The sequence below is a fragment of the Ornithinibacter aureus genome, from assembly GCF_009858245.1.
GTDB lineage: Bacteria > Actinomycetota > Actinomycetes > Actinomycetales > Dermatophilaceae > Fodinibacter > Fodinibacter aureus.
In genome coordinates this window covers 3,042,198-3,065,237 of the sequence record NZ_VMSB01000001.1, presented here as the reverse complement: position 1 = coordinate 3,065,237, position 23,040 = coordinate 3,042,198, and the positions used below count along the sequence as shown (strand labels likewise).

At 72.0% G+C, this 23,040-nt stretch carries 17 protein-coding genes and 1 tRNA gene; 10 read left to right on the top strand and 8 right to left on the bottom strand.

The annotated features are described in order from the left end of the window. The first annotated feature begins 9 nt into the window (after positions 1-9). Positions 10-606, top strand: coding sequence for a 5-formyltetrahydrofolate cyclo-ligase (locus C8E84_RS14590; RefSeq protein ID WP_246196963.1), 597 nt, complete (start codon positions 10-12; stop codon positions 604-606). Here the strand turns inward: C8E84_RS14590 and C8E84_RS14585 are convergent. Continuing rightward, positions 572-3,301, bottom strand: coding sequence for a penicillin acylase family protein (locus C8E84_RS14585; protein WP_159903215.1), 2,730 nt, complete (start codon positions 3,299-3,301; stop codon positions 572-574). The genes C8E84_RS14590 and C8E84_RS14585 overlap by 35 nt on opposite strands. 63 nt (positions 3,302-3,364) lie before the next feature. Between C8E84_RS14585 and C8E84_RS14580 the strand changes: the two genes are divergently transcribed. The 4 genes from C8E84_RS14580 (at position 3,365) to mscL (ending at position 6,693) form a co-directional block, all read left to right on the top strand. Further along, entirely contained in the window at positions 3,365-4,882 is a 1,518-nt protein-coding gene (locus C8E84_RS14580) for a potassium/proton antiporter (protein WP_159903213.1), read from the top strand. A 160-nt stretch (positions 4,883-5,042) separates the two neighbouring features. Continuing rightward, positions 5,043-5,402: an FmdB family zinc ribbon protein gene (locus tag C8E84_RS14575; RefSeq protein ID WP_159903211.1), complete on the top strand. Its 360-nt coding sequence runs from the start codon at positions 5,043-5,045 to the stop codon at positions 5,400-5,402. 38 nt (positions 5,403-5,440) lie between these two features. Then, complete coding sequence (locus C8E84_RS14570) at positions 5,441-6,103, top strand: SAF domain-containing protein (protein ID WP_159903209.1); 663 nt, start codon at positions 5,441-5,443, stop codon at positions 6,101-6,103. Between the two features lie 221 nt (positions 6,104-6,324). Next, positions 6,325-6,693 (top strand): large conductance mechanosensitive channel protein MscL, encoded by a 369-nt coding sequence (gene mscL / locus C8E84_RS14565; protein WP_159903207.1) that lies wholly within the window; start codon positions 6,325-6,327, stop codon positions 6,691-6,693. 350 nt (positions 6,694-7,043) lie between these two features. Here mscL and C8E84_RS14560 read toward each other — a convergent pair whose 3' ends face one another. From C8E84_RS14560 to C8E84_RS14550, 3 genes are all read right to left on the bottom strand, one after another. After that, positions 7,044-7,310, bottom strand: coding sequence for a hypothetical protein (locus C8E84_RS14560; RefSeq protein ID WP_159903206.1), 267 nt, complete (start codon positions 7,308-7,310; stop codon positions 7,044-7,046). Positions 7,311-7,335: 25 nt separating this feature from the next. Next, the gene (locus tag C8E84_RS14555; RefSeq protein WP_159903204.1) at positions 7,336-11,316 is read right to left on the bottom strand and encodes an AAA domain-containing protein; all 3,981 of its coding nucleotides are present in this window, start codon (positions 11,314-11,316) and stop codon (positions 7,336-7,338) included. A gap of 85 nt (positions 11,317-11,401) precedes the next feature. Then, positions 11,402-12,664 (bottom strand): MFS transporter, encoded by a 1,263-nt coding sequence (locus C8E84_RS14550; RefSeq protein ID WP_159903202.1) that lies wholly within the window; start codon positions 12,662-12,664, stop codon positions 11,402-11,404. 52 nt (positions 12,665-12,716) lie between these two features. Between C8E84_RS14550 and C8E84_RS14545 the strand changes: the two genes are divergently transcribed. Then, a tRNA-Arg gene (locus C8E84_RS14545) sits at positions 12,717-12,788 on the top strand. A gap of 283 nt (positions 12,789-13,071) precedes the next feature. Here the strand turns inward: C8E84_RS14545 and C8E84_RS14540 are convergent. Continuing rightward, positions 13,072-13,881, bottom strand: a complete 810-nt coding sequence (locus C8E84_RS14540) for a FadR/GntR family transcriptional regulator (protein WP_246196962.1) — start codon at positions 13,879-13,881, stop codon at positions 13,072-13,074. Between the two features lie 169 nt (positions 13,882-14,050). Between C8E84_RS14540 and C8E84_RS14535 the strand changes: the two genes are divergently transcribed. The 4 genes from C8E84_RS14535 to C8E84_RS14520 are packed head-to-tail and all read left to right on the top strand — an operon-like array spanning position 14,051 to position 18,679. Next, positions 14,051-15,793: an L-lactate permease gene (locus C8E84_RS14535; protein WP_159903200.1), complete on the top strand. Its 1,743-nt coding sequence runs from the start codon at positions 14,051-14,053 to the stop codon at positions 15,791-15,793. After that, positions 15,790-16,560, top strand: a complete 771-nt coding sequence (locus tag C8E84_RS14530) for a (Fe-S)-binding protein (protein ID WP_281348949.1) — start codon at positions 15,790-15,792, stop codon at positions 16,558-16,560. The genes C8E84_RS14535 and C8E84_RS14530 overlap by 4 nt, the downstream gene beginning before the upstream one ends. Beyond that, positions 16,557-18,026, top strand: a complete 1,470-nt coding sequence (locus tag C8E84_RS14525; RefSeq protein WP_159903196.1) for a LutB/LldF family L-lactate oxidation iron-sulfur protein — start codon at positions 16,557-16,559, stop codon at positions 18,024-18,026. Before C8E84_RS14530 ends, C8E84_RS14525 begins: the two co-directional genes overlap by 4 nt. Next, on the top strand, positions 18,023-18,679 hold the full coding sequence (locus tag C8E84_RS14520; protein WP_159903194.1) for a LutC/YkgG family protein: 657 nt from the start codon (positions 18,023-18,025) through the stop codon (positions 18,677-18,679). The genes C8E84_RS14525 and C8E84_RS14520 overlap by 4 nt, the downstream gene beginning before the upstream one ends. Positions 18,680-19,844: 1,165 nt before the next feature. On the opposite strand, the gene C8E84_RS18450 is transcribed toward C8E84_RS14520, so the two are convergent. The 3 genes from C8E84_RS18450 to C8E84_RS14505 form a co-directional block, all read right to left on the bottom strand. Continuing rightward, positions 19,845-20,882 (bottom strand): MDR/zinc-dependent alcohol dehydrogenase-like family protein, encoded by a 1,038-nt coding sequence (locus C8E84_RS18450; RefSeq protein WP_159903192.1) that lies wholly within the window; start codon positions 20,880-20,882, stop codon positions 19,845-19,847. A 375-nt stretch (positions 20,883-21,257) separates the two neighbouring features. Then, positions 21,258-22,049 (bottom strand): catalase-related domain-containing protein, encoded by a 792-nt coding sequence (locus C8E84_RS14510; protein WP_159903191.1) that lies wholly within the window; start codon positions 22,047-22,049, stop codon positions 21,258-21,260. Then, on the bottom strand, positions 22,028-22,771 hold the full coding sequence (locus C8E84_RS14505) for a sigma-70 family RNA polymerase sigma factor (protein ID WP_159903190.1): 744 nt from the start codon (positions 22,769-22,771) through the stop codon (positions 22,028-22,030). Before C8E84_RS14505 ends, C8E84_RS14510 begins: the two co-directional genes overlap by 22 nt. Between the last annotated feature and the right edge of the window lie 269 nt (positions 22,772-23,040).

Genomic DNA, 23,040 nt, shown 5'->3' with positions numbered 1-23,040 from the left:
ATGCCTGCCATGGCACGTGATCCGGTCAAGACCGCCCGGCGGGCGAGCCTGCGAGCGCGCCGACGCGACCTCGCGGCAGCCCGCGACACCGCCCGGGACGACCGCGACCTCGCCGGGCACGTGGGCGCTCTCGTGGACACGCTGGGGTTGGGCCGGGGCTCGGTCGTCACGTCGTACGCGTCGATCCCCGGTGAACCACCCACGGCGAGGGTCAACGCGATGCTGGCGGAGCGCGGCATCCGGGTCCTGCTGCCCATCACCCTGCCCGACCTCGACCTCGACTGGCACGATGCCGCCGACCCCGACGAGCAGCCGCTGGGCCGCGACGCCGTCGCGCGCGTCGACCTGGTCCTCGCGCCCGGCCTGGCCGTCGACCACTCGGGCACGCGGATGGGTCAGGGCGGAGGGTGCTACGACCGGGCCCTCACGCGGTGCGACCCCCAGCCACCGACCGTCGTGCTGCTCCACCCGGGGGAACTCGTCGCCGTCGACGACGCACCGCTGCCGCGCGAGCCCCACGACCGTGGCGTCGACGCCGTCCTGACCGCCGAGGGGCTGGTCGACCTCGGGATCAGCCCGTGGTCGAGCCCTCGGGGCGCAGGGTGAGCACGTCCGGGTCCTGGGCGCGGACGGCATCCTCGGAGAACGGCCACGGCCGCTGCTTGCCCGAGACCCAGTCCTCCACCTGATCGGCGTAGCGGGCATCCGCCGGGTGACCGCTCACGCCGGTGGAGTTGATCCACGTCGACCCGTCGAGGTCCGCGAGGTCGACGACCATCCGCATGGACGGGCCGGCCGTCACCTCGTACCCCAGGCTCGCGTTCCACGAGTTCGCGTTGACGATGGCCGACCCGCCGGGCACGTCGAACGGCCCCTCGTTGACCAGCCAGCGCACGGCGCCCGGCATCGTCTCGCCGCCGAGCACCGCGTGCTCCAGTGTCAGGCGGTGCAGCTTGCCCCACTGCCACTGTCCGGGGTCCTTGCCGAGCTCACGGGTCAGCTCGAGGCGGGCCTGGACGAGGGACTGACGCAGGATCTCGTCGCGGCTCTCGGTGATGTTCGGGGTCAGCTTGTTGTCCCACCAGGCACTGTCGGGGTCATCGAGCAGGTCGGTGACCGCTGCCCGCCAGCGCGAGCCGCCGTCGGACTTCAGGCCCACCGGCAGCTCGTCGTCGAAGAGCGACTTCACGAGGTTGCGCCACACCGCGTTGTAGTAGGCGGCCGAGGCCCCGGCGTCCGAGTCGCCCGCGGGCGTCGTGTAGTCCCACCCACGCAGCAGCTCGCGCGCCTCGCGGGTGAAGTCGAGCAGCTCCTGGCTGATCTGGTCACCCTCGGACGCCTCCAGAGTGACCCCGAGCAGCGCCGGGACGAGCACCTTCGCGAACGGGTCCTGGTCGTCGAGCTGGACCGCCGCCATCTCCACGGGGGAGATCGAGTTCAGCCCCGAGAGCCGCTCGGCGATCCGGGTGGAGCGCCAGCCCCTGTCCCAGTCGGTGGTGAGGAACGGGGTCTCGCCCGCGACGACGGCCTGGTTGGCGGCGACGATCACCCCGTCCGTGGGGTTCAGGGCCCACGGCAGGTCCTCGAACGCCACGAACCCGGTCCAGTCGTAGGCCGAGTCCCAGCCGGGGGCGGGCCAGAAACCCGGCGCCGCACGAGGGATGGCGGAGCGCCGGATCGGCACCTGCCCGGGCGCCTGGTAGCCGATGTTGCCCTCCGTGTCGGCGTAGACGAGGTTCTGCGAGGGCACCGCGAACGAGCTGGCCGCCTCGCGGAACTCCTGGAAGTTCGTCGCCAGGCCGAGGTCGAGGATCGCGTCCGCGGTGCGGCTCGGGATCAGCCCCGTCCAGGCGAGCGACACGGCATACGTCTCGTTCTCATCACCCTCCTGTTGGGTCGGGGCCCGCCCGCCGGCGTCGTTGGCCCCCTCGACGACGTCCGACATGACCGGTCCGTGCACGGTGCTGCGCACGGTGATCCGCTGGTCGGCACCACCCCTGATCTTGATGACCTCCTCGCGATAGGTGATGGGCGCCCAGTCCCCGTCGCGCAGATAGGTGTCGCCGACGACTCGCTCGAGGTAGAAGTCGGTGACGTCCGGCTTGAGGTTGGTCATCCCCCAGGCGATGTCGGCGTTGTGGCCGATGATGACGCCGGGCACACCGGCGAACGAGAAGCCGCTGACGTCCAGCGGGCAGGTGCTCGACACCGTCCGGCAGCGCAGGCTGTTCTGGATCCAGACGCCGGGCTGGCCCAGCGCCAGGTGCGGGTCGTTGGCGAGCAGCGGCTTGCCGGTGCTCGTGCGGGAACCGGCCACCACCCACGAGTTCGACCCGATGCCCTCGCCGCGGCCGAGGAGCTGCGGGACCGCGTCCAGCGCATCCTGGACCAACGCGTAGGCCTGCTGGGCGGTGGCGGACACGACCGGGTCGTCCGCCGACGCCGAAGCAGCCGCGGGTGCCGCGGCCGCGCGAGGTGCCGCGGCCGCCCGGGGCGACGTCACGGCATCCGACGTCGTTGATGTGGATGCCGCGGCGTCGGTGAGCGCGGACGGCACCGACGAGCTCACCGGGCGGCCCTCGTCCGTGGGTGACCACTCCTGGTTCGACAGGATCGGCGGGCGGGCGGTCGAGTCGTAGGGCGGGTAGATCTGGGCGATCTGCGCCGGGGACAGGCGCCCGCTGAGACGCGCCCGAGCCAGTTCGTCCTCGTAGTTGCCGCGCAGGTCCCAGGCCATCGCCTTCAGCCACGAGATGCTGTCGACGGGCGTCCACTCCTCGATGGTCACGTCGGGCAGGCGCAGGCCGAGCAGGGTGTACTCGACCGCGACGTCGCCGGGGCTGCGACCGCGCAGGTAGGTGTTGACCCCCTCGGCGTAGGCCTGGAGCACCTGACGTGTCTGGGGCTTGAGAGTGGGCAGTTCCTCCTCGGCGATCCGGCGCCAGCCCATCGTGCGAATGACCTTGTCGGACTCGAGGCCGTCGGCGCCGACGAGCTCGGCCAGGCGCCCGGCGGTGACGTGGCGACGCAGGTCCATCTCGAAGAAGCGCTCCTGCGCGTGGACGTACCCTTGGGCACGCGCGAGGTCGGTGATGCTGTCGCCGTAGAGGTGCGGGATGCCGCTGTCGTCGCGCAGCACGGAGACGTCGGCTCCCAGCCCGGGCAGGTCGGCGGTTCCGGTGGTCTTCGGCAGCGACGCACGCACCGTGGTGGTGACGACGACCCCGGCGACGAGGGCCGCGACGACGAGCACGGCGATGAGTCCCAAAAGGACACGACGGACGACGACGACTCGACTCACCCTGCGAGACTAGGACACCGCGACACGACGACACGAGGACGGGCCGTGCGACAGACCTGGACCATGCCGTTTGCGGACGGTGGTGCCACCTCCGGGTTCGACCTGCACGACCTCACCCTGGCCCTGCTCGTCGGCAGCATCGTGCTCGTCGTCTCGGTCGCGGCCGTGCGGTTGTCGGTGCGCTCGGGCCTGCCGTCGCTGCTCATCTACCTCGGCATCGGGGTGCTGCTCGGCGAGGGCGGCTTCGGCATCACCTACGACTCGCAACAGCTGACCCAGGTGCTCGGCTACGCGGCGCTGGTCCTCATCCTCGTCGAGGGTGGTCTGACGACCCGGTGGTCCGGCATCCGCCGTTCCGTGGCGCCGGCGGCGGTGCTCGCGACGGTCGGGGTCGGGGTCTCGATCGTCGTCGTCGGGGTCGCAGCCAAGCTGCTGCTCGGGTGGTCGTGGGAGATTGCGTTCCTCGTGGCCGCAGTGCTCGCGTCGACGGATGCCGCGGCGGTGTTCTCGGTGCTGCGCCGGGTGCCGCTCCCCCGCCAGATCTCGGGGATGCTCGAGGCGGAGTCGGGGTTCAACGACGCGCCGGTGGTGCTCATCGTCACCGCGCTCGCGGCGTCGCTGGCCCCTGGCGCGACACCCGAACCGTGGTGGCAGGTCGGGGTGATCGCCCTGCTCGAGCTCGCCGGGGGGAGCCTGATCGGGCTCGCGATCGGGTACGGCGGCGCGCGCCTGCTGCGGGTGGTCGCCACCACGTCGTCGGCCCTGTTCGCCATCGGGGTCATCGCGGTGGCGGTGCTGGCCTACGCCGCGGCCGACGTGGTGCACGCCTCGGGGTTCATCGCCTGCTACCTCGCCGCGCTGGTGCTGGGCAACCTGCGCCTGCCCCACCGCCCGGCGGTGACCGGGTTCGCCACGGCGATCGGGTGGTTGGCGCAGATCGGACTCTTCGTGCTGCTCGGGCTCCTCGCCTCGCCGAGCGGGTTCGACGACGTACTCGTGCCCGCTCTGGTGGTGGGCACCGCGCTGCTCCTGCTCGGGCGCCCGTTGTCGGTCATCGCCTCGTGCACCCCGTTCGGGATGTCGTGGCAGACCCAGGCGTTCCTATCGTGGGCGGGGCTGCGGGGGGCGGTGCCGGTCGTGCTGGCCACGGTGCCCGTCACGGTCGGGGCCGTGGGAGTCGAGTGGATCTTCGACCTCGTCTTCGTGCTCGTCGTCGTCTTCACCATCATCCAGGCGCCGACGCTGCCGTGGGTGGCCAGGAAGCTGGGGGTCGGTGACGGGCACCACCAGGTCGACCTGGCCGTCGACGCCACCCCGCTGGAGGAACTCGGAGCCGACCTGCTCGAGATCGACGTCGGGCCCGGGTCGAAGATCGCTGGCGTGCGGGTGTTCGAGCTGCGCCTGCCGGTCGGGGCGAACGTGTCCCTGGCGGTCCGTGGGGGCACGTCGTTCGTGCCCCGCGAGAGCGACGTGCTGCGCCACGGCGACCAGGTACTCATCGTGGCCCCACAGGCGGTGCGGGACGACACCGAGAAGCGCCTTCAGGCAGTGAGCCGTGGCGGGCGCCTGGCCGGGTGGTAGCAGGCTCGGCGCCGGTTGGTCGCGCGTTCGGCGCCGGCTGGTCGCCGGTTCGGGGGCCTGCCGGGCGTCCTTTATCCTTGGGTGTTGGCTCGCCGCACCGGTCGGGCCGTGATGCTTTCTGCTCGACCCCACCCCGTCGCCGGACTTCAGGAGGACCACCGTGCCCACGTACGCCTACGCGTGCACCGAGTGCGACCACCGTTTCGAGGCGGTGCAGTCGTTCAGTGACGACTCGCTCACCGTGTGCCCAGAGTGCGAGGGCCGCCTGCGCAAGGTCTTCAACGCGGTCGGCATCGTGTTCAAGGGTGGCGGGTTCTACCGCACCGACTCCCGCTCGGGGTCCTCGGTGACGGCGGGCTCGTCCTCGAACGGGTCGTCGAGCGCCTCGTCAGGCGACTCGGGCAGTTCGGAGTCGTCCACCTCGGGTGGTGGCTCGTCGGAGGGCAAGACCGCGCCCTCAGCGGGGTCGTCGTCCACAGGCACCGCGACGAAGACCTCGTCGTCCACAGCCTCGGCCTGAGATCCCGGATGCCGTCCCGGCGCGCCTAGCGTCGGGCCATGACACGCGTCCCTCGTCCCTTCCCCTCCGTCACCGGCTCCGGCCGGCGAGCCCAGTGGCGGCGCCGGGTGGTGCGACGCGTGCTCTCGGCCGGGTTGGCCGCCTGCGCCGTCGTGCTCGCGACGAGCGCGGCCCGGCCTGCACCTGCCCCGACGGTGATGGTGCTCGTGGCTGCCCGCGAGGTCCCTGCGGGTGCCGTGCTGGCCGATGGCGACGTGCGCCCGGCGCGGGTGCCTGTGGAGGCAGCCCAGCCCGGGGCAATCGCGTCACCGTCGGATGCGCTCGGGCGCCGGGTGGCGGCGGGCCTGGTCACGGGCGAGGCGCTGACGGCGAGCCGGTTGGTTCCGCGGGCGGCAGTCGACGGTCTTCCCCCGGGTCGGGTGGCGCTGCACGTGGTGGCGGCCGACCCTGCCTCGGTCGACCTGTTGCCGGTGGGGGCCACCGCTCGGGTCTACCCGGTGGCCGGTGGCGCCCCGCTCGCCGTGGGTGCGCGGGTGCTCGCCGTCGACCCGCTCGTGGCGCCGGGTGGAGTGCTCCTTGCGGGTGAGTCAGCCCCACGCGGTGTCGTGCTGTCGCTGACCGTCGCCGAGGCCGACGCTGTGCTGCGCGGGCACGGCGCCCTCGACGGCCCGGTCACTGTCACCGTCGTCGGCACCGGCTGAGGTCTTTGGCCGGACGGCATCCGACGTATTGCACTCCAGCCACTCCGCGCGCGGCTGACGGCGGTGACCGGAGGGAATCCGACGTCGTGCACCCCGGGAGCGGCTGCCGGCGGGGTCGCTCGATGCAAGACCGAGCGCAGGGCACGTCTACGCTTGTCGGCGCGGGCAGCAGCCCTGCCCACATTCGTTGGTCATCGTTCAACCACCCAAGGAGCAAACCCATGAAGGGTTTCAAGGACTTCATCCTGCGCGGCAACCTCATCGAGCTCGCCGTCGCGTTCATCATCGGCGCCGCCTTTGCCACCCTGGTCAAGGCCTTCACGGACGTCATCGTCGAACTCCTCGCCAAGGCCGGCGGGGCGCCCAGCTTCGATGAGTGGACGCCTTTCGGCATGTCGACTGTCGGCCCGTTCCTCACCGCCCTCGTGGCCTTCCTGCTGATGGCCTTCATCGTCTACTTCTTCATCGTCAAGCCGTACGAGCTGGCCAAGGCCAAGTTCGTCAAGAGCGAGGAAGAGGACGAGGCCCCCAACGCCGACACCGTGCTGCTCACCGAGATCCGCGACGCCCTCCTGCGCGGCCGCGCCTGACCCAGTCCGGCTTGTCGCAGATCCTTACTCCCGATGTGAGTCCTTACTCCGGATGTGCGCTGCTGCAACGGCGCGCATCCGGAGCAAGGATCTGCGACGGGAGTTAGGCCCCGCCGACCAGCGCCCCCCGGGCACGGACCCAGAAGTCCGTCCGGCCACGCACCGCGAATCCCCTCCGGCTGTGCACCCAGACGTCCGCCCGGCCACGTACCCAGATCGACCAATAGGTCGCTCCAGGTACAGCACCGACTTCGTGCGACGTGCGTACCGGTTCGAGCCTGATCCGGCCGACAATCGGTAAGGAAGTCGCACGAAGTCTTTGGGGGGGTGCTCCCAGACGGTGGGGGGAGCTACTCCCAGTGGGGTGGGCGCTGCTCGCGCAGCCAGCGCTCGTGCGCACTCTCGCCCGGTGCAGGCTCCTCGCGGGGCGGCACGACGTCCGGCAGGTCCTCCGCCGACGGGTTGGTGCCGCTGCGCACGGCCCGCCGACGCTTCGTGCGCCTGCCCGGCCCGGGTAGGCCCTCGGCCGGTGGCGGCGCCAGCTTCTCGCGCTCGGGTTGGCCGGGCACCTGCCACTGTCCGACATCGGATGCCGTGTCAGTTCCGTCGGCTCCCACGTCAGCGCCCTCCCCCGGGGTGGGGTCACTCCCCTGAGGCATCGCGTACCCCCACGGCCTTGAGGATCCGGGCGACATCGCGCGCCGGGTCACGGAAGACGTCGGTGGACCACACCCGCAGGTGCCGCCACCCGAGCCGCTCCAGCTGCTCCGCGCGCAGCCGGTCGCGGTCGCGGGTGGTGCGCATCGCCGCGTACTGCGGCCCGTCGGACTCCACCGCGAGCACGAGCCGACCCGGGCGGCGAGGGTCCTCGACGGCCAGGTCGACGGGGTCCGCCGAGGAGCCGACACCCTCGTGGACGACCAGGCCGTGCCCGCGCAGCTGGCGGGCGAGGTCGGCCAGCACGACAGACCGCGAGCCACCGGCAACCACCACGGCCGCGTGGACATCGACCGGCGAACCGGGCGTGCCGGCATCCGCAGCATCCGCGGCATCCGACCCGTTCACAGCGGCAGGTGAGTCGACCGGCGAAGCCGACGCACCGGCATCCGACGGCGGCACCGACCCGGGCAGCGATCCGGTCGCGGCGTACGCCAGGAAGTCACGCAGCATGACGGCCCCCCGCGCCTTGAGCCGGGCCGGGTCGAGGTCACCCGCCGCGATCGACGACACGACCGTCATCGACCGGCGGGCCCGGGTGATGGCGACGTTGAGGCGGCGCTCCCCGCCCTCGGTGTTGAGCGGGCCGAACCGGTGCAGCACCCGGCCGTGGGGGGTCTTGCCGTAGCCGACCGTGAGGATGACGTCGTCGCGCTCGTCGCCCTGCACGCGCTCGAGGTTCTTGACGAAGAACGCCTCGGGCCGGTCCTCGTCGAAGAACGCGAGCGCCTCGTCGTCGAGCCCGCCGATGGCGCGGCGCACGGCATCCTCGACGCGCGTGGCGTGGGTGATACCGAGCGCGATGACGCCCAGCGAACGCTCCGGTCGGGTCCGGGCGTGCTCGAGCACGAGCTCGACCACGCGGTCGACCTCCGCCGAGGTCGTCTCGACGGCCCCCTCCCCCTGCGCGACCATGCCGACGCCGTCGACCAGTTCGTGACGCACCACGGGGTCGACCCCGGTGCCGGGAAAGGTCACGAGTGACCCCTCGTAGACCTCGGCGTTGGCGAACGCGATGAGCCGCTCGTCGAGGGAGCGGTAGTGCCAGGTCAGGCGCCGGCTCGGGAGCGCGGCGGCGAGCACGTCGAGGATCGACTCGGCCCCCTCGGTGATCGCCTCGTCGGCGCCGACGGCCGCAGCCTCACCATCACTGACCGTCGTGAAGAACGACGTCGGCGGCAGCTGGCGCGAGTCCCCGGCGACGACGACCTGGCGGGCCCGCGAGATCGCCGACACCGCCTCTGCGGGCGGGATCTGCGAGGCCTCGTCGAAGACGACGACGTCGAACCACTGCCCCGGCGGCAGCACCGACGCGACGACGAGCGGGCTCATCACCCAGCAGGGCGCAACCGCGAGGACGAGGTCGGGGCACCGCGTCACGAGGTCGCGCAGCGGTGCGAGCCGTCGGGCCCGGGCCCCCTCGGCACGCAGCAAGGTCTCCTGCTCGGGGTGATCGCGCAGCACCTGGGCGATGCGGTCACCGACGGCCGCGAGCACCCGGTCGGCGTTGCCCGCGACGACCGCGCGGTCGCTCTCGGCGAACTCGGCGACGGTGCGTGTCAGCGCCCGACCGTCGTGTGCCGCCACCCGCGGGTCACGGGTCGCGATCTCCTCGGCGAGCGAGGACCACCACACCCACTCGACCTCGACGCCGACCTGCTCTGCCGGCACCGCGCGCGTGCGCAGGTCGTCGACGAGCGGGCCCAGTCCGGATGCCGTGAGCTCGTCGAGCGCGCCCCTCACCGTGGGTGCCACGGCGAGGCGGTCCAGGCGGGCGGCCAGCGAGTCGGCCCGGGCCTGGAGCGCGGGGAGGTCGAGGCCGACGAGCGGGGTCAGCCCGGTGCGTGCAGCAGGGTGGTCGCCGGGCGCGCCAGGGTTTCGGTCGTCCGCCGTGGGCTCACTGGTGGGCAGTCGCTCGTCCAGCCAGGCGATGTCGTCGACGAGGGCGGCGTGGGCCTGCCGGGCCCGGTCGAGCTCGACCGGGATCTCGGGCCGACCGCCGGAGCCGGCCAGTTCGCGCCAGGCGATGCGCTGCTCGCTAGCAGCAGCCAGGGCCGCGTGCAGGCTCGCCGGTGGGCGACCGGGGCGCAGCAGGGCACGGGCCTGCCGCCGCAGCCGCCACCGCTCGATCCAGCCGAGGTCGGAGCCGACGGCGCGCCGGTAGGCCCTGTCCCCGGTGGCGGTCACGAGGTCGTCGAGCGGGATGTCGAAGACCTCGGGGCGGAAGGCCTCGAGGGTGTCGCGCACCTGACCGACGGTCGTGAGCACCTTGCCCCAGTCGCGGCTCGTCGGCGTCTCGGGCAGGCGGATGCCGCGGAAGACGTCGGCCAGGGTGCTCGCCGTGGCGTCGACCCCGCCGCCTGCGAGGCGCTGGACCCGGGTGCGGGCCTCGTCGGCCTCGTCTGCGGTGCGGATGCCGGCCCCGAACCACGGGTCGTCGGCTCCCGGGCCGTCCCAGTCGGCGATCGACCCCAGGGTCGCCATCGTCGTGGCGGCCGAGGTCAGCTCGTCGCGGTCGAGGGTTGCGAGCTCTCCCCCGCGCAGCCGGACCCGCGAACGCGGCGGAACCGGCGTGCTGGCGAACGCGCAGACCGCTTCCTGCACCTCGTACAGCGACACTCCCCACGGCTCACGCGGGTCGTGGAGCACCCCGACGTGGTCGGTCAGGGCCGCTGCGGTCGTGCGCCGCGCGGAGGTGGGGTCGACAACGCGGGAGGCCGCGGCATCCGACGTGATCTTCGGTCTCCCCACTGCGGAAGGAGCCGGGCGGCCGAGGGTGGAGCGCTGGTCGAGGGCGCCGGCGAGGTCGCGCGCGATACGGCGACGGCCCTGGGCACCGGCGTGCAGGTCGAGGACGAGCCCGCCGAGGCCGACGCGGTCGAGGCGACCGACGACGGCGTCGATGGCTGCCCGCTTCTCGGCGACGAAGAGCACCCGCTTGCCGTCGGCGGCGAGGGTCGCAATGAGGTTGGAGATCGTCTGCGACTTGCCGGTGCCGGGTGGGCCGTGGATGACGAGGTGGGCGCCGGTGCGCACCGCCTCGATGGCCTCCTGCTGGCTGCTGTCGGCGTCGAGGACGAGGACGTCCCGCCCCGGTGCCGCACCGTCGACGTCGACGTCGCGGCGTTGCGGGTCGAGGTCGGAGCGCACCGAGCGCAACGCGTCGGGGTCGCCGGCGAGGGCCGCGACGACGTCGTGGTCGGCCAGGGTCTCGGCCTGAACGGCGAGGTCGGCGACCATCGGGAGCTTCGCGTAGGAGAACGTGCCGAGGACCAGGCGGGGGGTCACCGCGAAGTCGGGCACGTCCGCGCAGGCCTGCGCGAGCGCCGCGTAGATGGGGTAGGGGTCGAAGGTCTGGCCGGGGGTGGCGAGCGCCTCGATGGCGTCGGCGTCGAGGCCGATGCCCTGCTCGGAGGCCAGGTAGTGCACAAGCACGGGGTTGAGTTCGAGGTCGCCGTCGAGGTCGAGGGTGTAGTCGCCCTGGGCTGCGCCGGTCGCGCGCAGGGTGCAGGCGCGCAGCAGGACCGGGGCGGCGGGGGCCCGGGTGGCGGTGCGCCCGTCGGGCAGGCGCACCGTCCAGGACGCCATGCCGATGGCGAGGAACCCGGTGAGGATGCCGCGTTCCTGGGCGAGTTCGCGCGTCTTGGCCGCGATCGCCCGGGCGCGACGGCGGGCCTCGTCGAGGGCGGCGGGCTCACGCACGAGGTCGGAGAGCTTGGTCGGCTTGCCCGCGAGCAGCATCGCCACGCCGCCGGGGTGCGCAGTGGTGAGGTCGAGCGTGCCGGTCGGCAGGTCGCGGTACCAGAGCAGGGTGTTGCGCCCGCCGAGGTCGACGAGGTGGCGGGTCCAGGCGGCGCGGGCGGTGTCCACGCGGGCGCGCCGGGGGTCGAGGGGCGCGTCAGTCACCTGTGCAGGCTAACAACGTCCCGGATGCCGGGTGACCGGCGTGGGGTGCCGAACGCGCGCCGTGGCGCGCGCCCGGCATCCCACCTCAGGAATCGACCGGAGTGGCGGCGTCGCGAGTGCCCGACAGTGCCGCGGCCAGGCCGATGGAGATCGCCACGCCGAGGGCCCCGAGGGCCAGCGCCTCGAAGCTCACCTGGTGCACGATCACCCCGGCGAGCGCTCCGCCCCCCGCGGCCATCAGGCCCATGAGCAGGTCGGACGCCCCCTGCGCACCGGGGCGCTCGTGCGCGGGAACAGCGGCGGTGAGCAGGGTCGACCCGGCGACGAGGGTGCACGACCACCCGAGGCCGAGCAGGAACAGGCCCAGGAGCAGGGTCCACGACTCCCCCTCGGGTGAGGCCGACGCCAGCAGCGCGGCCGCCGACAGGGTCGCCGACCCCAGCACGGCGACGGCTCGTCCGCCGAAGCGGTCGACGGCCAGGCCCGTGAGCGGCGAGAAGGCGAACATGCCGAGGATGTGGATGCTGATGACGAAGCCGATGACCTCGAGATCGGCGCCGCCGTGGTTCATGTGCAGCGGGGTCATGACCATGACGCTCACCATGACGACGTGCCCCAGCGCCAGGGTGAGGATGCCGAGGCGCGCGTTGGGGATGCCGGCCGCCACCCTCAGGCCCCGCGTCACCGAGCCGTGGGTCGCGCCGGAGTCGTCGCCGTCGGCCACCCGTCGCTGCCGGGCCTCGATGAGCGGGTCGGGCCGCAGCCGCCAGAGCAGGACCGCGATGGCGAGCAGGAGTCCGAGCAGCGAGAACAGGAACGGGCCGGTGAGCAGCGGGAGACCCAGGGCTCGCGCGACCGGCGCGCTCGGGCCGACGAGGTTGGGGCCGACGACGCTGCCGATGGTGGTCGCCCACACGACGATGCTGAGGTCACGCGCGCGGTGCTGCGGGTGCGCGAGGTCGGCACCGGCATACCTCGCCTGGCTGTTGGATGCCGTGGCGCCGCCGAACAGCACGCTCGCGACGAGGAGCAGCGGGAAGTTGCGGATCACCCCGGCCGTGATGAGGCCGATCGCACCGGTCGCGGCCAGCACGTAGCCCAGGACCAGGCCGGGGCGGCGGCCGTGGGCGGCCATGACGCGGGACATCGGGATGGCGATGAGGGCCGCGCCCAACACCTGGAACGTGCCGCCGAGGCCGGCGAACTGCGCTGAGCCCGAGACGTCCTCGGCGAGCAGGGCGCCGACGGCCACTCCGGCGGACAGGCCGACCCCGCCGAGGACCTGGGTGCCGGCGAGGGTGCGCACCACCCGCTGCTGGACGGGGTCGTGGGTGAGCGCCGTGGTCATTCGGGGAAGTATGCCCGGTACCCTGTGGTGGCTCGCGACCGTGGTCGCGTGCGCCCTCGTAGCTCAGGGGAAGAGCACTTCTCTCCTAAAGAAGGTGTCGGCAGTTCGAATCTGCCCGGGGGCACGCACGAAACCCGCTGTGAGCAGCGGGTTTTCGTCTTTGAGTCCCTCGCGCCAATTGCCAGGGATGGACACAGATCGCCCTGTGCAGGGCACGCTTGTGAGCGTATGTGGCACGGCCTCCGCTGAGGCTCACCTGAGGTTGGCGGCAAGGGCCGACGTGGGTTCGGGTGCGTCCGGAGGTTGGTCGGGACGGTGGCAGACGCGCCCGGTTCGCACCGCGCAGCGCAACGGCTGCCGACACGGCGCACCGGATTCTGCCCACCGGTCCACCTGCTCCCGATCCCTCATGTGGAGCTGGCGACGGTGAGGGTGTGCCACGCGGAGCGGATGTGCTGCTCCGTCAGGGCTGCGGCCGCGGTGCCGTCGCCGCGGGCGACCGCCGCGTAGATCGCCTTGTGGTCGCGGCGGAGCGCGGGGGCGACGGCGTCCCACGAGTAGAGCGTGCGGAACCGGTCCATGATGGGTAGGCGCATCGACTCGCGGATGGCAACGGTGAAGTCGCGGGCCAGGGCGTTGCCCGCGGCTGCGGCCACACTGACGTGGAACGCCGTGTCACAGTCGTTGAAGTGCGCCCGGTCGATGCCCGGGTCGTCCATGGTGTCGAGCAGGTCGCGCATCGCCGCGAGGTCGTCGGCGCTGGCGTGGGTGGCCGCGAGCCGGGCGCTGAGGCGCTCGAGCGCGACCCGGACCTCGATGACGTCAGGCAGCGGGAAGTTCGCCAGGGCGACGTGCTGGCGCAGCAGTCGGCTCAGCGCGTGGCTGGGAACGGCGGTGATGGTGGTGCCTCCGGCCGGTCCCGCACCTACTGACGACCTGACCACGCCTTGAGCCTGGAGGGTGCGGATCGCCTCGCGCACAGCCGCCCGGCTGACATCGAGCATCCGTGCCAGCTCGCGTTCGGCTGGCAGGTGGTCTCCAACGCCTAGCTCACCGGCGAGAATCCGTTCTTCCACCCAGGTCAGCACGACCTCGAACGCGCGGACGCCGGGAGCTGCCTCGACAGTGGGGACCTCAACCGCGGGGCTGGTGCCGGCGATGGGGTCGTCGGCGGGATGAGGGTTCTGTGTTACCAGGGGTGCCACGGTGTCATTCACACCCCAAGAATGGCACTAGCCCGGTCGCCGTGGACAGAGAGGTCCGACCATTGGTGGAATTTGTTGATCTGACCATTGACAGGCCCTCTTCGCTGGCCCTATCGTCTTCCCAACCGCAATGGTCTGACCATTGAGGATCGAGCCCAATGTCGTGCGACTCGGAGGACCAATGACTGCTCTGCCCCTCGTGCCCGCCGCCTTCCAGCCGGATATCTCCCCGGTGGCGGACAGCTTGGCGATCTCGGCCCTCGTGGCCCTGCTCCCCCTGATCACGGTGTTCCTCACCCTCGGTGTCCTGCGGTGGAAGGCCCACTGGGCCGGCCTCACCGCGGTCGCCGTCGCCATCGTCGTGGCCTCCGTGTTCTTCGGGATGCCGCTCGGTCTCGCCGTGCTCTCGGCGACGCAGGGTGCCGCGTTCGGTCTCTTCCCGATCATGTGGATCGTCTTCACGGCGATCCTGCTCTACCAGGTCACGGTCCGCTCGGGCCGGTTCGAGGACCTGCGTGCGACGTTCCACCTCATCTCCGACGACCCCCGCGTCCAGGCGATCATCATCGCCTTCTGCTTCGGTGGGCTCCTCGAGGCGCTGGCAGGCTTCGGCGCCCCCGTGGCGATCACCGGTGTCATGCTCATGGCCCTGGGCTTCTCGCCGCTGCGCGCCGCAGCCGTCGTGCTCCTGGCCAACACCGCGCCCGTCGCGTTCGGCGCGGTCGGCACCCCGATCATCACCGCCGGCAACCTCACCGGCATCCCGTACCAGGAGATCGGCGCGTACGTCGGCCACCAGACCCCCATCCTCGCGGCCTTCGTCCCGCTCCTGCTCGTCCTCATGGCCGACGGCCGACGCGGCGTGCGCCAGACCTGGCCGATCGCGGTCGTCGTCGGCCTGACGTTCGCGATCTTCCAGTGGATCTCCGCGACCTGGATCTCCGTCGAGCTGACCGACATCATCGCCTCCCTCGCGGGTCTTGCCGCAGCCGTGCTCTTCCTCAAGGTGTGGCAGCCCAGCGGCCGCGAGGAGGCACTGGAGACCCTGCACACCGAGCGAGAGCGCGAGTTCGCCATGGCCGGCGGTCCCGAGACGTCCAGCGGCTCGGCCGGGGCCGGCCCCGTCACCGACTACGTCGTGTCCGGTGCCGAGCTCGAGGAGCGGGCCCGGGGCCTGACCCGTGGACGGATCACGATGGCGCTGTTCCCCTACCTGCTCGTCATCGTCGTCTTCGCCATCGCCAAGCTCATCGCACCGGTCAAGGAGTGGTTGACCACGACCGATGTCAAGATCCCCTGGCCGGGGCTGTCCGGTGAGGTCCTCACGATCGCCGGCACCCCCAGCGCCGCGACGACGTACACGCTGTCCTGGCTCAGCTCGCCGGGCACGATGCTCCTCATCTGCTCGCTCATCGTCGCCTTCGTCTACGGCATCGGACTGGCCGGATGGGGCGCCGAGGCCTGGGCCACCGCGCACAAGATGCGCTACGCCTTCCTCACCGTCGCCTCGATGCTCGCCCTGGCCTACGTCATGAACTTCTCCGGCCAGACGATCACGATCGGCACCTGGATCGCGGCGACCGGCGCCCTGTTCGCCTACCTCAGCCCGACGCTCGGGTGGATCGGCACCGCCGTCACCGGCTCGGACACCAGCGCCAACGCGCTGTTCGCCACGCTGCAGCAGAGCGCCGCCGAGACGGCCGGCATCGACCCGACCCTCCTCGTGGCCGCAAACACCTCCGGCGGAGTCGTCGGCAAGATGATCAGCCCGCAGAACCTCACCATCGCGGCAACCGCCGTGGGTCTCGTGGGCCGTGAGTCCGACATCCTTCGCAAGGTCCTGCCATGGAGCATCGGACTGATCATCGCCATGTGCCTGCTCGTCGGACTGCAGTCGACCGTCCTGGCCTGGATGCTCCCGTGAGCGCCCCCGCCCGCCCGGTCGCCGACCTCAAGGTCGCCCTGTTCGCGACCTGCTTCAACGACACGATGTGGCCCGAGACACCCAAGGCCACAGTCAGCCTCCTCGAGCGGCTCGGCTGCCGCGTGGAGTTCCCGATGGAGCAGACGTGCTGTGGGCAGATGCTCACCAACACCGGATACGGCTCGAAGGCCGGTGCGCTCGTGCGCCGTTTCGTCGACGTCTTCGAGGGCTACGACGCCGTCGTGGCACCGTCGGGTTCCTGTGTCGGCTCGGTGCGCGAGCAGCATCCGGGCATCGTCGAGCTGGTCGGTGACGACCGGCTCGCCAGCCGGGTCGAGCACCTCACGCCGAAGGTGTACGAGCTGTCGGAGTTCCTCGTCGACGTGCTCGGCGTGACCGACGTCGGGGCCTACTTCCCCCACCGGGTCACCTATCACCCGACATGCCACTCCCTGCGGATGCTGCGGGTCGGCGACCGGCCCCTCCAGCTGCTGCGTGCTGTGCGCGGCATCGACCTCGTCGAGCTGCCCGGCGCGCAGGAGTGCTGCGGCTTCGGCGGCACGTTCGCCATGAAGAACGCCGACGTCTCCATCGCGATGGGCGCCGACAAGGTGCGGCACGTCCTGGAGACCGGCGCCGAAGTACTCGTCGCCGGCGACAACTCGTGCCTGGCACACATCGGCGGGCTCCTCGGCCGGCAACGCTCCGGCGTGCGCCGGATGCACCTGGCCGAGGTCCTCGCCTCCACCGAGGAGGACCAGGCATGAGCACCACGACACCCGGGCCGCTGCAGCAGACGTCTGCCACTTTCGTCGGGATGCCGACGTTCCCCCAGGCCGCCCGCGCGGCGCTGGCCAACACCCAGCAGCGCAAGAACCTGCGCCACGCCACCCACACGATCCGCGGCAAACGCGAACGGGTCGTCGCCGAGGTCCCCGAGTGGGAGGCACTGCGGGTCGCCGGCGCCGAGGCCAAGGACGAGGCGCTCACCCACCTCGGCGACTACCTCGAGCAGCTCGAGGCCAGCCTGACCTCGAACGGCGCCACGGTGCACTGGGCCCGCGACGCCCAGGAGGCCAACCGGATCGTCCTGGACATCGTGCGGTCCAAGGAGGTCGACGAGGTCGTGAAGGTCAAGTCGATGGTGACCCAGGAGATCGAGCTCAACGAGGCGTTGGAGGCGGCCGGCATCCACGCGTGGGAGACCGACCTCGCCGAGCTCATCGTCCAGCTCGGACACGACCGGCCGAGCCACATCCTCGTCCCGGCGATCCACCGCAACCGCAGCGAGATCCGCGAGATCTTCCTGCGCGAGATGGGGACCGTCGGCCGCCCCGCCCCGGACGACCTCACCGACGACCCCGCCCGGCTCGCCGAGGCCGCCCGGCTGCACCTGCGCGAGAAGTTCCTGCGCGCCAAGGTCGGTGTCTCAGGGGCGAACTTCGCGGTCGCCGACACGGGCACCCTCGTCGTCGTCGAGTCCGAGGGCAACGGCCGGATGTGCCTGACCCTGCCCGAGACGCTCATCTCGGTCGTCGGCATCGAGAAGGTCATCCCTTCCTGGGAGGACCTCGCACCGATGCTCCAGCTGCTTCCACGCTCGAGCACGGGGGAGCGGATGAACCCGTACACGACGATGTGGACGGGCGTCCACGAAGGCGACGGACCCCAGGAGGTGCACGTCGTCCTCCTGGACAACGGCCGCAGCCACGTGCTCGCCGACCGCGTCGGCCGCCAAGCGCTGCGGTGCATCCGCTGCTCCGCGTGCCTGAACGTCTGCCCCGTCTACGAGCGCACCGGCGGGCACGCCTACGGCTCGGTGTACCCGGGCCCGATCGGCGCCGTGCTCAACCCGCAGCTGAGGGGGACAGCCAGCACGATCGACAAGTCACTGCCCTACGCCTCCAGCCTGTGCGGTGCGTGCTTCGACGCGTGCCCCGTACGGATCAACATCCCCGAGCTGCTCGTCGAGCTGCGCGGGCAGGTCGTGGAGCAGGAAGGGCGCACCGCCGAGTCCGCTGCGATGCGCGCCGCGGCCTGGGTGCTGTCGGACCCCAAACGACTGGCCGGGGCGCAGAAGGCGGCGGCGACCGCAGGCCGTGTCGTCGGCACGCGCACGGTCCGTTCCGTGCCCGGGCTCGGCGCCTGGACCAATGCCAGGGACCTGCCCACACTACCCACGGAGTCCTTCCGACAGTGGTGGGCCCGCGAACGAGGAGAGGACGACCGATGAGCGCGCGCGACGAGATCCTGGCCCGGGTCAGGGGGGCGACCTCCGACATCGACACCACCCCCGACGACCGGGGCCCCGTGGTCGTCGTCGACGAGACCTCCCCGGGCGAGGCCGAGACCCTCGAGCTGTTCGCCGAGAACGTCGCCGACTACCGCGCGCAGGTCGTGCGGGTCGGCCCGTCAGGGGTCGCTGCCGCCGTCGCCGGGGCGCTGAGCGACCACGGATGCCGTACCGTCGTCGTCCCGAGCGGCCTGGACCCCTCGTGGCGGGCGGCCGCCGAGGGGGTCGCCCGGGTGCTGTCCGACGACGAGGCGACCACGCACCTCGCCCGCGACGACGTCGATGCCGTCGTCACGGCATCCGCGGTCGGCGTCGCCACGACCGGCACGATCGTCCTGGACCACCGGCCCGACCAGGGGCGGCGCGAGCTGACGCTCGTGCCGGACACCCACGTGTGCGTCATCCGGGCCGACCAGGTCGTGCACGACGTTCCCGAGTCGGTGGCCAGGCTGCGGCCCGGACCCGAGGGCGCCCGACCACTGACGTGGATCAGCGGACCCAGCGCGACGAGCGACATCGAACTCGAACGCGTCGAGGGCGTCCACGGCCCGCGAACGCTCGTCGTCGTCCTCGTGGAGTCCGCGAACGGATGAGGTCGTGAGCGCGCCGCCGGCGACACCGATCTTCCCTATCGCCGGGGGCACCGGGATCTCGGCCGAGACCCTTGGCACCCTCATCGTCAACCAGTTCACCACGGTGGAGTTCGTGAGGCGCAAGGTCCCGTTCATCACGAGCATCGAGCAAGCGCAGGGCATCGTGGCTGCATCCACCACCAGTCACTCCTCGTCGCCAACGCAGCAGTGTTCGACCTGTGAACCACCGCCCTGGCGCTCTCCCCCGCTACGGTGTCCACCCGCCCCGTGATATCAGTGCTCGTCGTCCTCGTCGTCGAACTGGTCGTCGCCGTCCACGCCCTTCTCGTGCGCACCGTGTTGGCACCTCGAGCGCGCCAAGGTCCGGGACAGCAACGGGTTGGACCGTCCCGACGACGAGGTCGAGGCCCTGCTCCGCCCACGCGAGCTGCCGCACGAGCCAGTCCTCGGGGACGACGCTGTCCGCGTCGATGGCGACGGCGTCAGTGCGGTTCGACCGTGCGCGCCGTGGTCAGGTCGACGGCACCGAGGGTTGCCAAGGCGACGAGCACGCGCCACGTGTCCGACCCCCACGAGGTCGCCACGCCCTCGGTCTCCCTCGCCAGGCGAAGCGACGCCGCAACGTCACCGCGCGCGGCGCGTGCGGTGAGCAGCCAGGTCAGGGTCGCCCCAGACCCCCACCGACCACGGGTTCGGTCCGTTCGGCTCGGTCACGTCATTCGCTCCTCGGGTCATGGATTGGTGGTGAGCCATCGGATCTGCGCTCTCGGCGGCGCACACCTCGGCGGCCGAGGGCCCTTGACCTGCCGGGCCGGTCGGCGGGCACACGGGGTCCTGCAGCCCGGTGGGGACGAGGTAACTACTCCGCCCTACCCCGACCCCCGGTCATCATGTGCGCCCCCGCCGGCACGATCAGGAAGGGTTGTCCCGGCACTGGCGGTCCTCGTCGACGGTCGCTCGTGCGCGGACCATCATGTCCGTCCGTCCTCTCCGGGGTCCTGACACAGCCACGGTACCCGTCGAGCGGCCACTCATCGGTCCCGGGATCGAACCGGTCTTCGGTGTCAGTCAGCGCGGAACGGCCGTTTGGACGCCTCGGCTCCCCCAGTTGCGACCCCCGGTATGGGTAGGGGGTCAGTGGACACCAGACGCCTTCCGCGTGCGGTCAACCCTCCTGGCGCCGTTGCCGCGCCCGCCGGGCGGCGCGGTGGGCCGCGACAGGACGCAGAAGCCAGACCAGCAGCGCCGCGGAGGCACCCGAGGCCATGACGCGGAGCCCCACCATGTCCAGCGCCAGACTCGCCCAGGCCATCGCCACGATGAGCGCGATCGAGGAGATGAGGATGATGGCCAACGGCAGGCCGGTGTACGCCGGAGGCTGCTCGCGCCGCTCACGTTCGAGACGGGTGAGGCACTCGACGTCGTACGGCGGCAGCGACCGGGCGGCCAGCAGCCCCTCCAGCCAGGCCACCTGCTCCCCGATGGGGGGTCGAGCCACGCCCAGCACCTCCCCGGTGGCACACGCGTCCCAGATGCCGGCGTCCACGAAGACGGGCACACCCGGGGCCCCGAGCGTCGCACCCCACGACAGGCGGTGCGACCAGAGGCGCACCTCGCCGATGTGTGTGCGGGCGCCATACAGGCGATCGCCCCAACCGGGCGAGGTCATTTCCACCGGATACCAGGTGTACCCGCGCTCGACCACCGTGCGGGCCAGGCGCCGCACCGGCTCGGGGGCACGGGACATGCCGTCGGGCACGCCCGTGGTCACCGTCGTCACCTCGAGGTCCGTCGCGCCAGTCGGTCGCTGCCGAAGGCCTTCATCATCCGCTGAGACCAGGCCGCCGGCAGGTCCTTGGTCACCTCGTTCGTCGCCGACCCCACGCCGACGGGCGACCCAGCAGGCCATGTCGCCGATCGGGCCCAGCCCGAGGACGACGAGGGTGTCATCGAAGGCGGGTGCGGCGTACGCCACCGCCTGCCACGCCGTGGGCAGCCCGTGGGACAGGGAGACGAACCGCTCGTCGGGCTGGTAGTCGGGGAGCTTGATGTGGGTGCCGTCGGCCTGGTGGACCGGGAGGTGCTCCGCCTGCCCGCCCGGGACCCGTCCGGACAGCTCGGTGTACCCGAAGAGCGCGGCGCCCGTTCCTTGCTCGGTGATCCGCGTCTTCTCACACTGCGACTGTAAGCCACGCTGGCACATCCGTCACCGACCGCACAGATGTTGAAGGGGATGACGACCCGGGTCCCCCGCACGGCTCTTCCAGGCGTGGCACCTGCCCGCCGACCGGTTGAGCTGATACCCATCGGAGACTCAGCAGCATGCCCGGCATCCAGAGCACCATCACGACGACCACCGACCCTGCCGCGGTGTGGGAGTTCCTCTGTGACTTTCGCAGCAGAGGGAAGATAGCCGCTGCCTCGACGCCCTCCCACGTACGCAGGAGCGACATGGGACCGAGTCGGGACCCTGGCGAGCCGTCGCACGCTCCGGTTCACAACCCTCCGGCTGATCCCGGCAGCCTCCGGCGGCTGATCAGCTCCGTGGGTCGCCGGACGCGGCCCACGGAGCCCCGGCTCACGCCGTGAGGTCGCGCTCCCACTGCCGGGGTCCGCCAAGCCGGGTGACGAAGGCCTTGGCCTCGGCGGCGGTCCCCACGGGCAGGCACGCGTCGTCGAGCGAGCCCGTGAGTCCGCAGGCTGCAACGAGAGCGTCGGTGTCGCCGCCCAGGCCGATCACCTTGAAGTGGGTAAAGGCGTCGGTGAGGAAGTCGCGGGCCGCGGGGTCGTCGGCCAGGGCCGAACCTCCGGCGGCGCCCGTCACCACGGCCACCGCGTCGTAGAGCACCGACGGCCCACCGGCCACCGCCTGCTTGGCCTGCAGGATCGAGTGGTCCGACAGCCAGGCCCCGCCCACCGTGAGCGCCACGACCTCCACGACGCCACCGGCCGACTTCACCCCGGCGACGAGCCGCTCGACGACGGCCGCCTTGGCGCCGTCCCCGACGAGCAGACCGAGCTTGCGGCCCTCGAAGGTCGCTCTCGCGTTGGCGAGGATGCTCAGGGCGGGAGAGGGTGCGAGCTCCACGACCGGCGCAAAGGGCGTCGCCGCCTCCGGGAGCTCCATCCCCAGGCCGTCGGCGACCCTCCGGGCGAGCTCGTCGTCAACCACCCGAAGGTTCGCGACCATCCGCGCCCGGATGGCCGGCGTCTCGACCTTGCCGAGCTCGAAGGTGTACGCGAGCACGATGTGGTCCTGCTCGGCCGGGGTCTGGCTCAACCAGAACTGGCGAGCCTGACTGAAGTGGTCGGCGAACGACGCCGAACGAACCCGGCGGGTCTCGCCCGTCACCTCCGCAGGGAAGGGCACGTGGCCGTCGTCCCCGACCTCACCCCCAGCAGCAGCCCGATCTCGCTCTGGGTCAGCTCGTCGTCGAAGCGCAGGTGGAGGAGTCGGCGGTCACGGTCGCTGAGCCCCGCCACGGCGCGGGCCAGTGCATCGTGGGTGTCGGCCTCTGCCGGCGCGTCGGAGGGGTCGCGGACGCGGTCGCCCACCGTGCCTCCACCCGGCAGCTCGAGGTCGAGCGAGGTCGAGCGATAGGCGGCGGACGAGGCCCGTGACTCGTGCACCTCGTCGGCCGTCGACCCCAGCGCGTCGGCGACCTCGGTCGTCGTGGGCTCGCGCTGCAGCCGGTGCCGCAGGTCCTCCTCCACCCCGTTGCGAGCCAGCCGCAGCTCCTGGAGGCGACGCGGCGGACGAACGGCCCAGGTGTGGTCGCGGAAGTACCGCTTCAGCTCGCCCGAGATCCAGGGGACCGCGTAGGCCGCGAACCCCGAACCGACCGAGGGGTCGTAGCGCTGGGCGGCGGACACGAGGGCGGTGCGTGCCACCTGCTCGAGGTCCTCGACGTCCACCCCGCGGCCGCGGTACCGGTGGGCGAGCGCATCGGCGGTGGCGAGGGTGCACAGGACGAGCTCGTCGCGCAGCCGACGGCGTTCGGCGTCCGACGTCGCGGCGGCGAGGTGCAGGCTGAGCACGCGCGCGGCGTCCTCGGTGGTGCAGGGGTCGGTGGACGTCTGGGCAGGGGCCATGGCACTTCCTTCGAGGGGAGGACGGCGCCACTGTCGGACCACGTCAGGCTTCGACCGTACGATGCGTCCGCGCTCGTCGGTGGCTCGCACGCCCACCAGTTCGGCGAGGTTCGACACCGGCCCGGGCCGGCCCGGCTGCCGTGGGGGCCCCGGGCGAACGGGTGGAGCTCTGTCGACCTGCGGAACCGCTGCGGGTCGCAGCGTGGCGCACGACGCTCGCGACGCCGGTGACGGCACGCGCGACACCCGCCCCGGCCAAGAGACGCTGA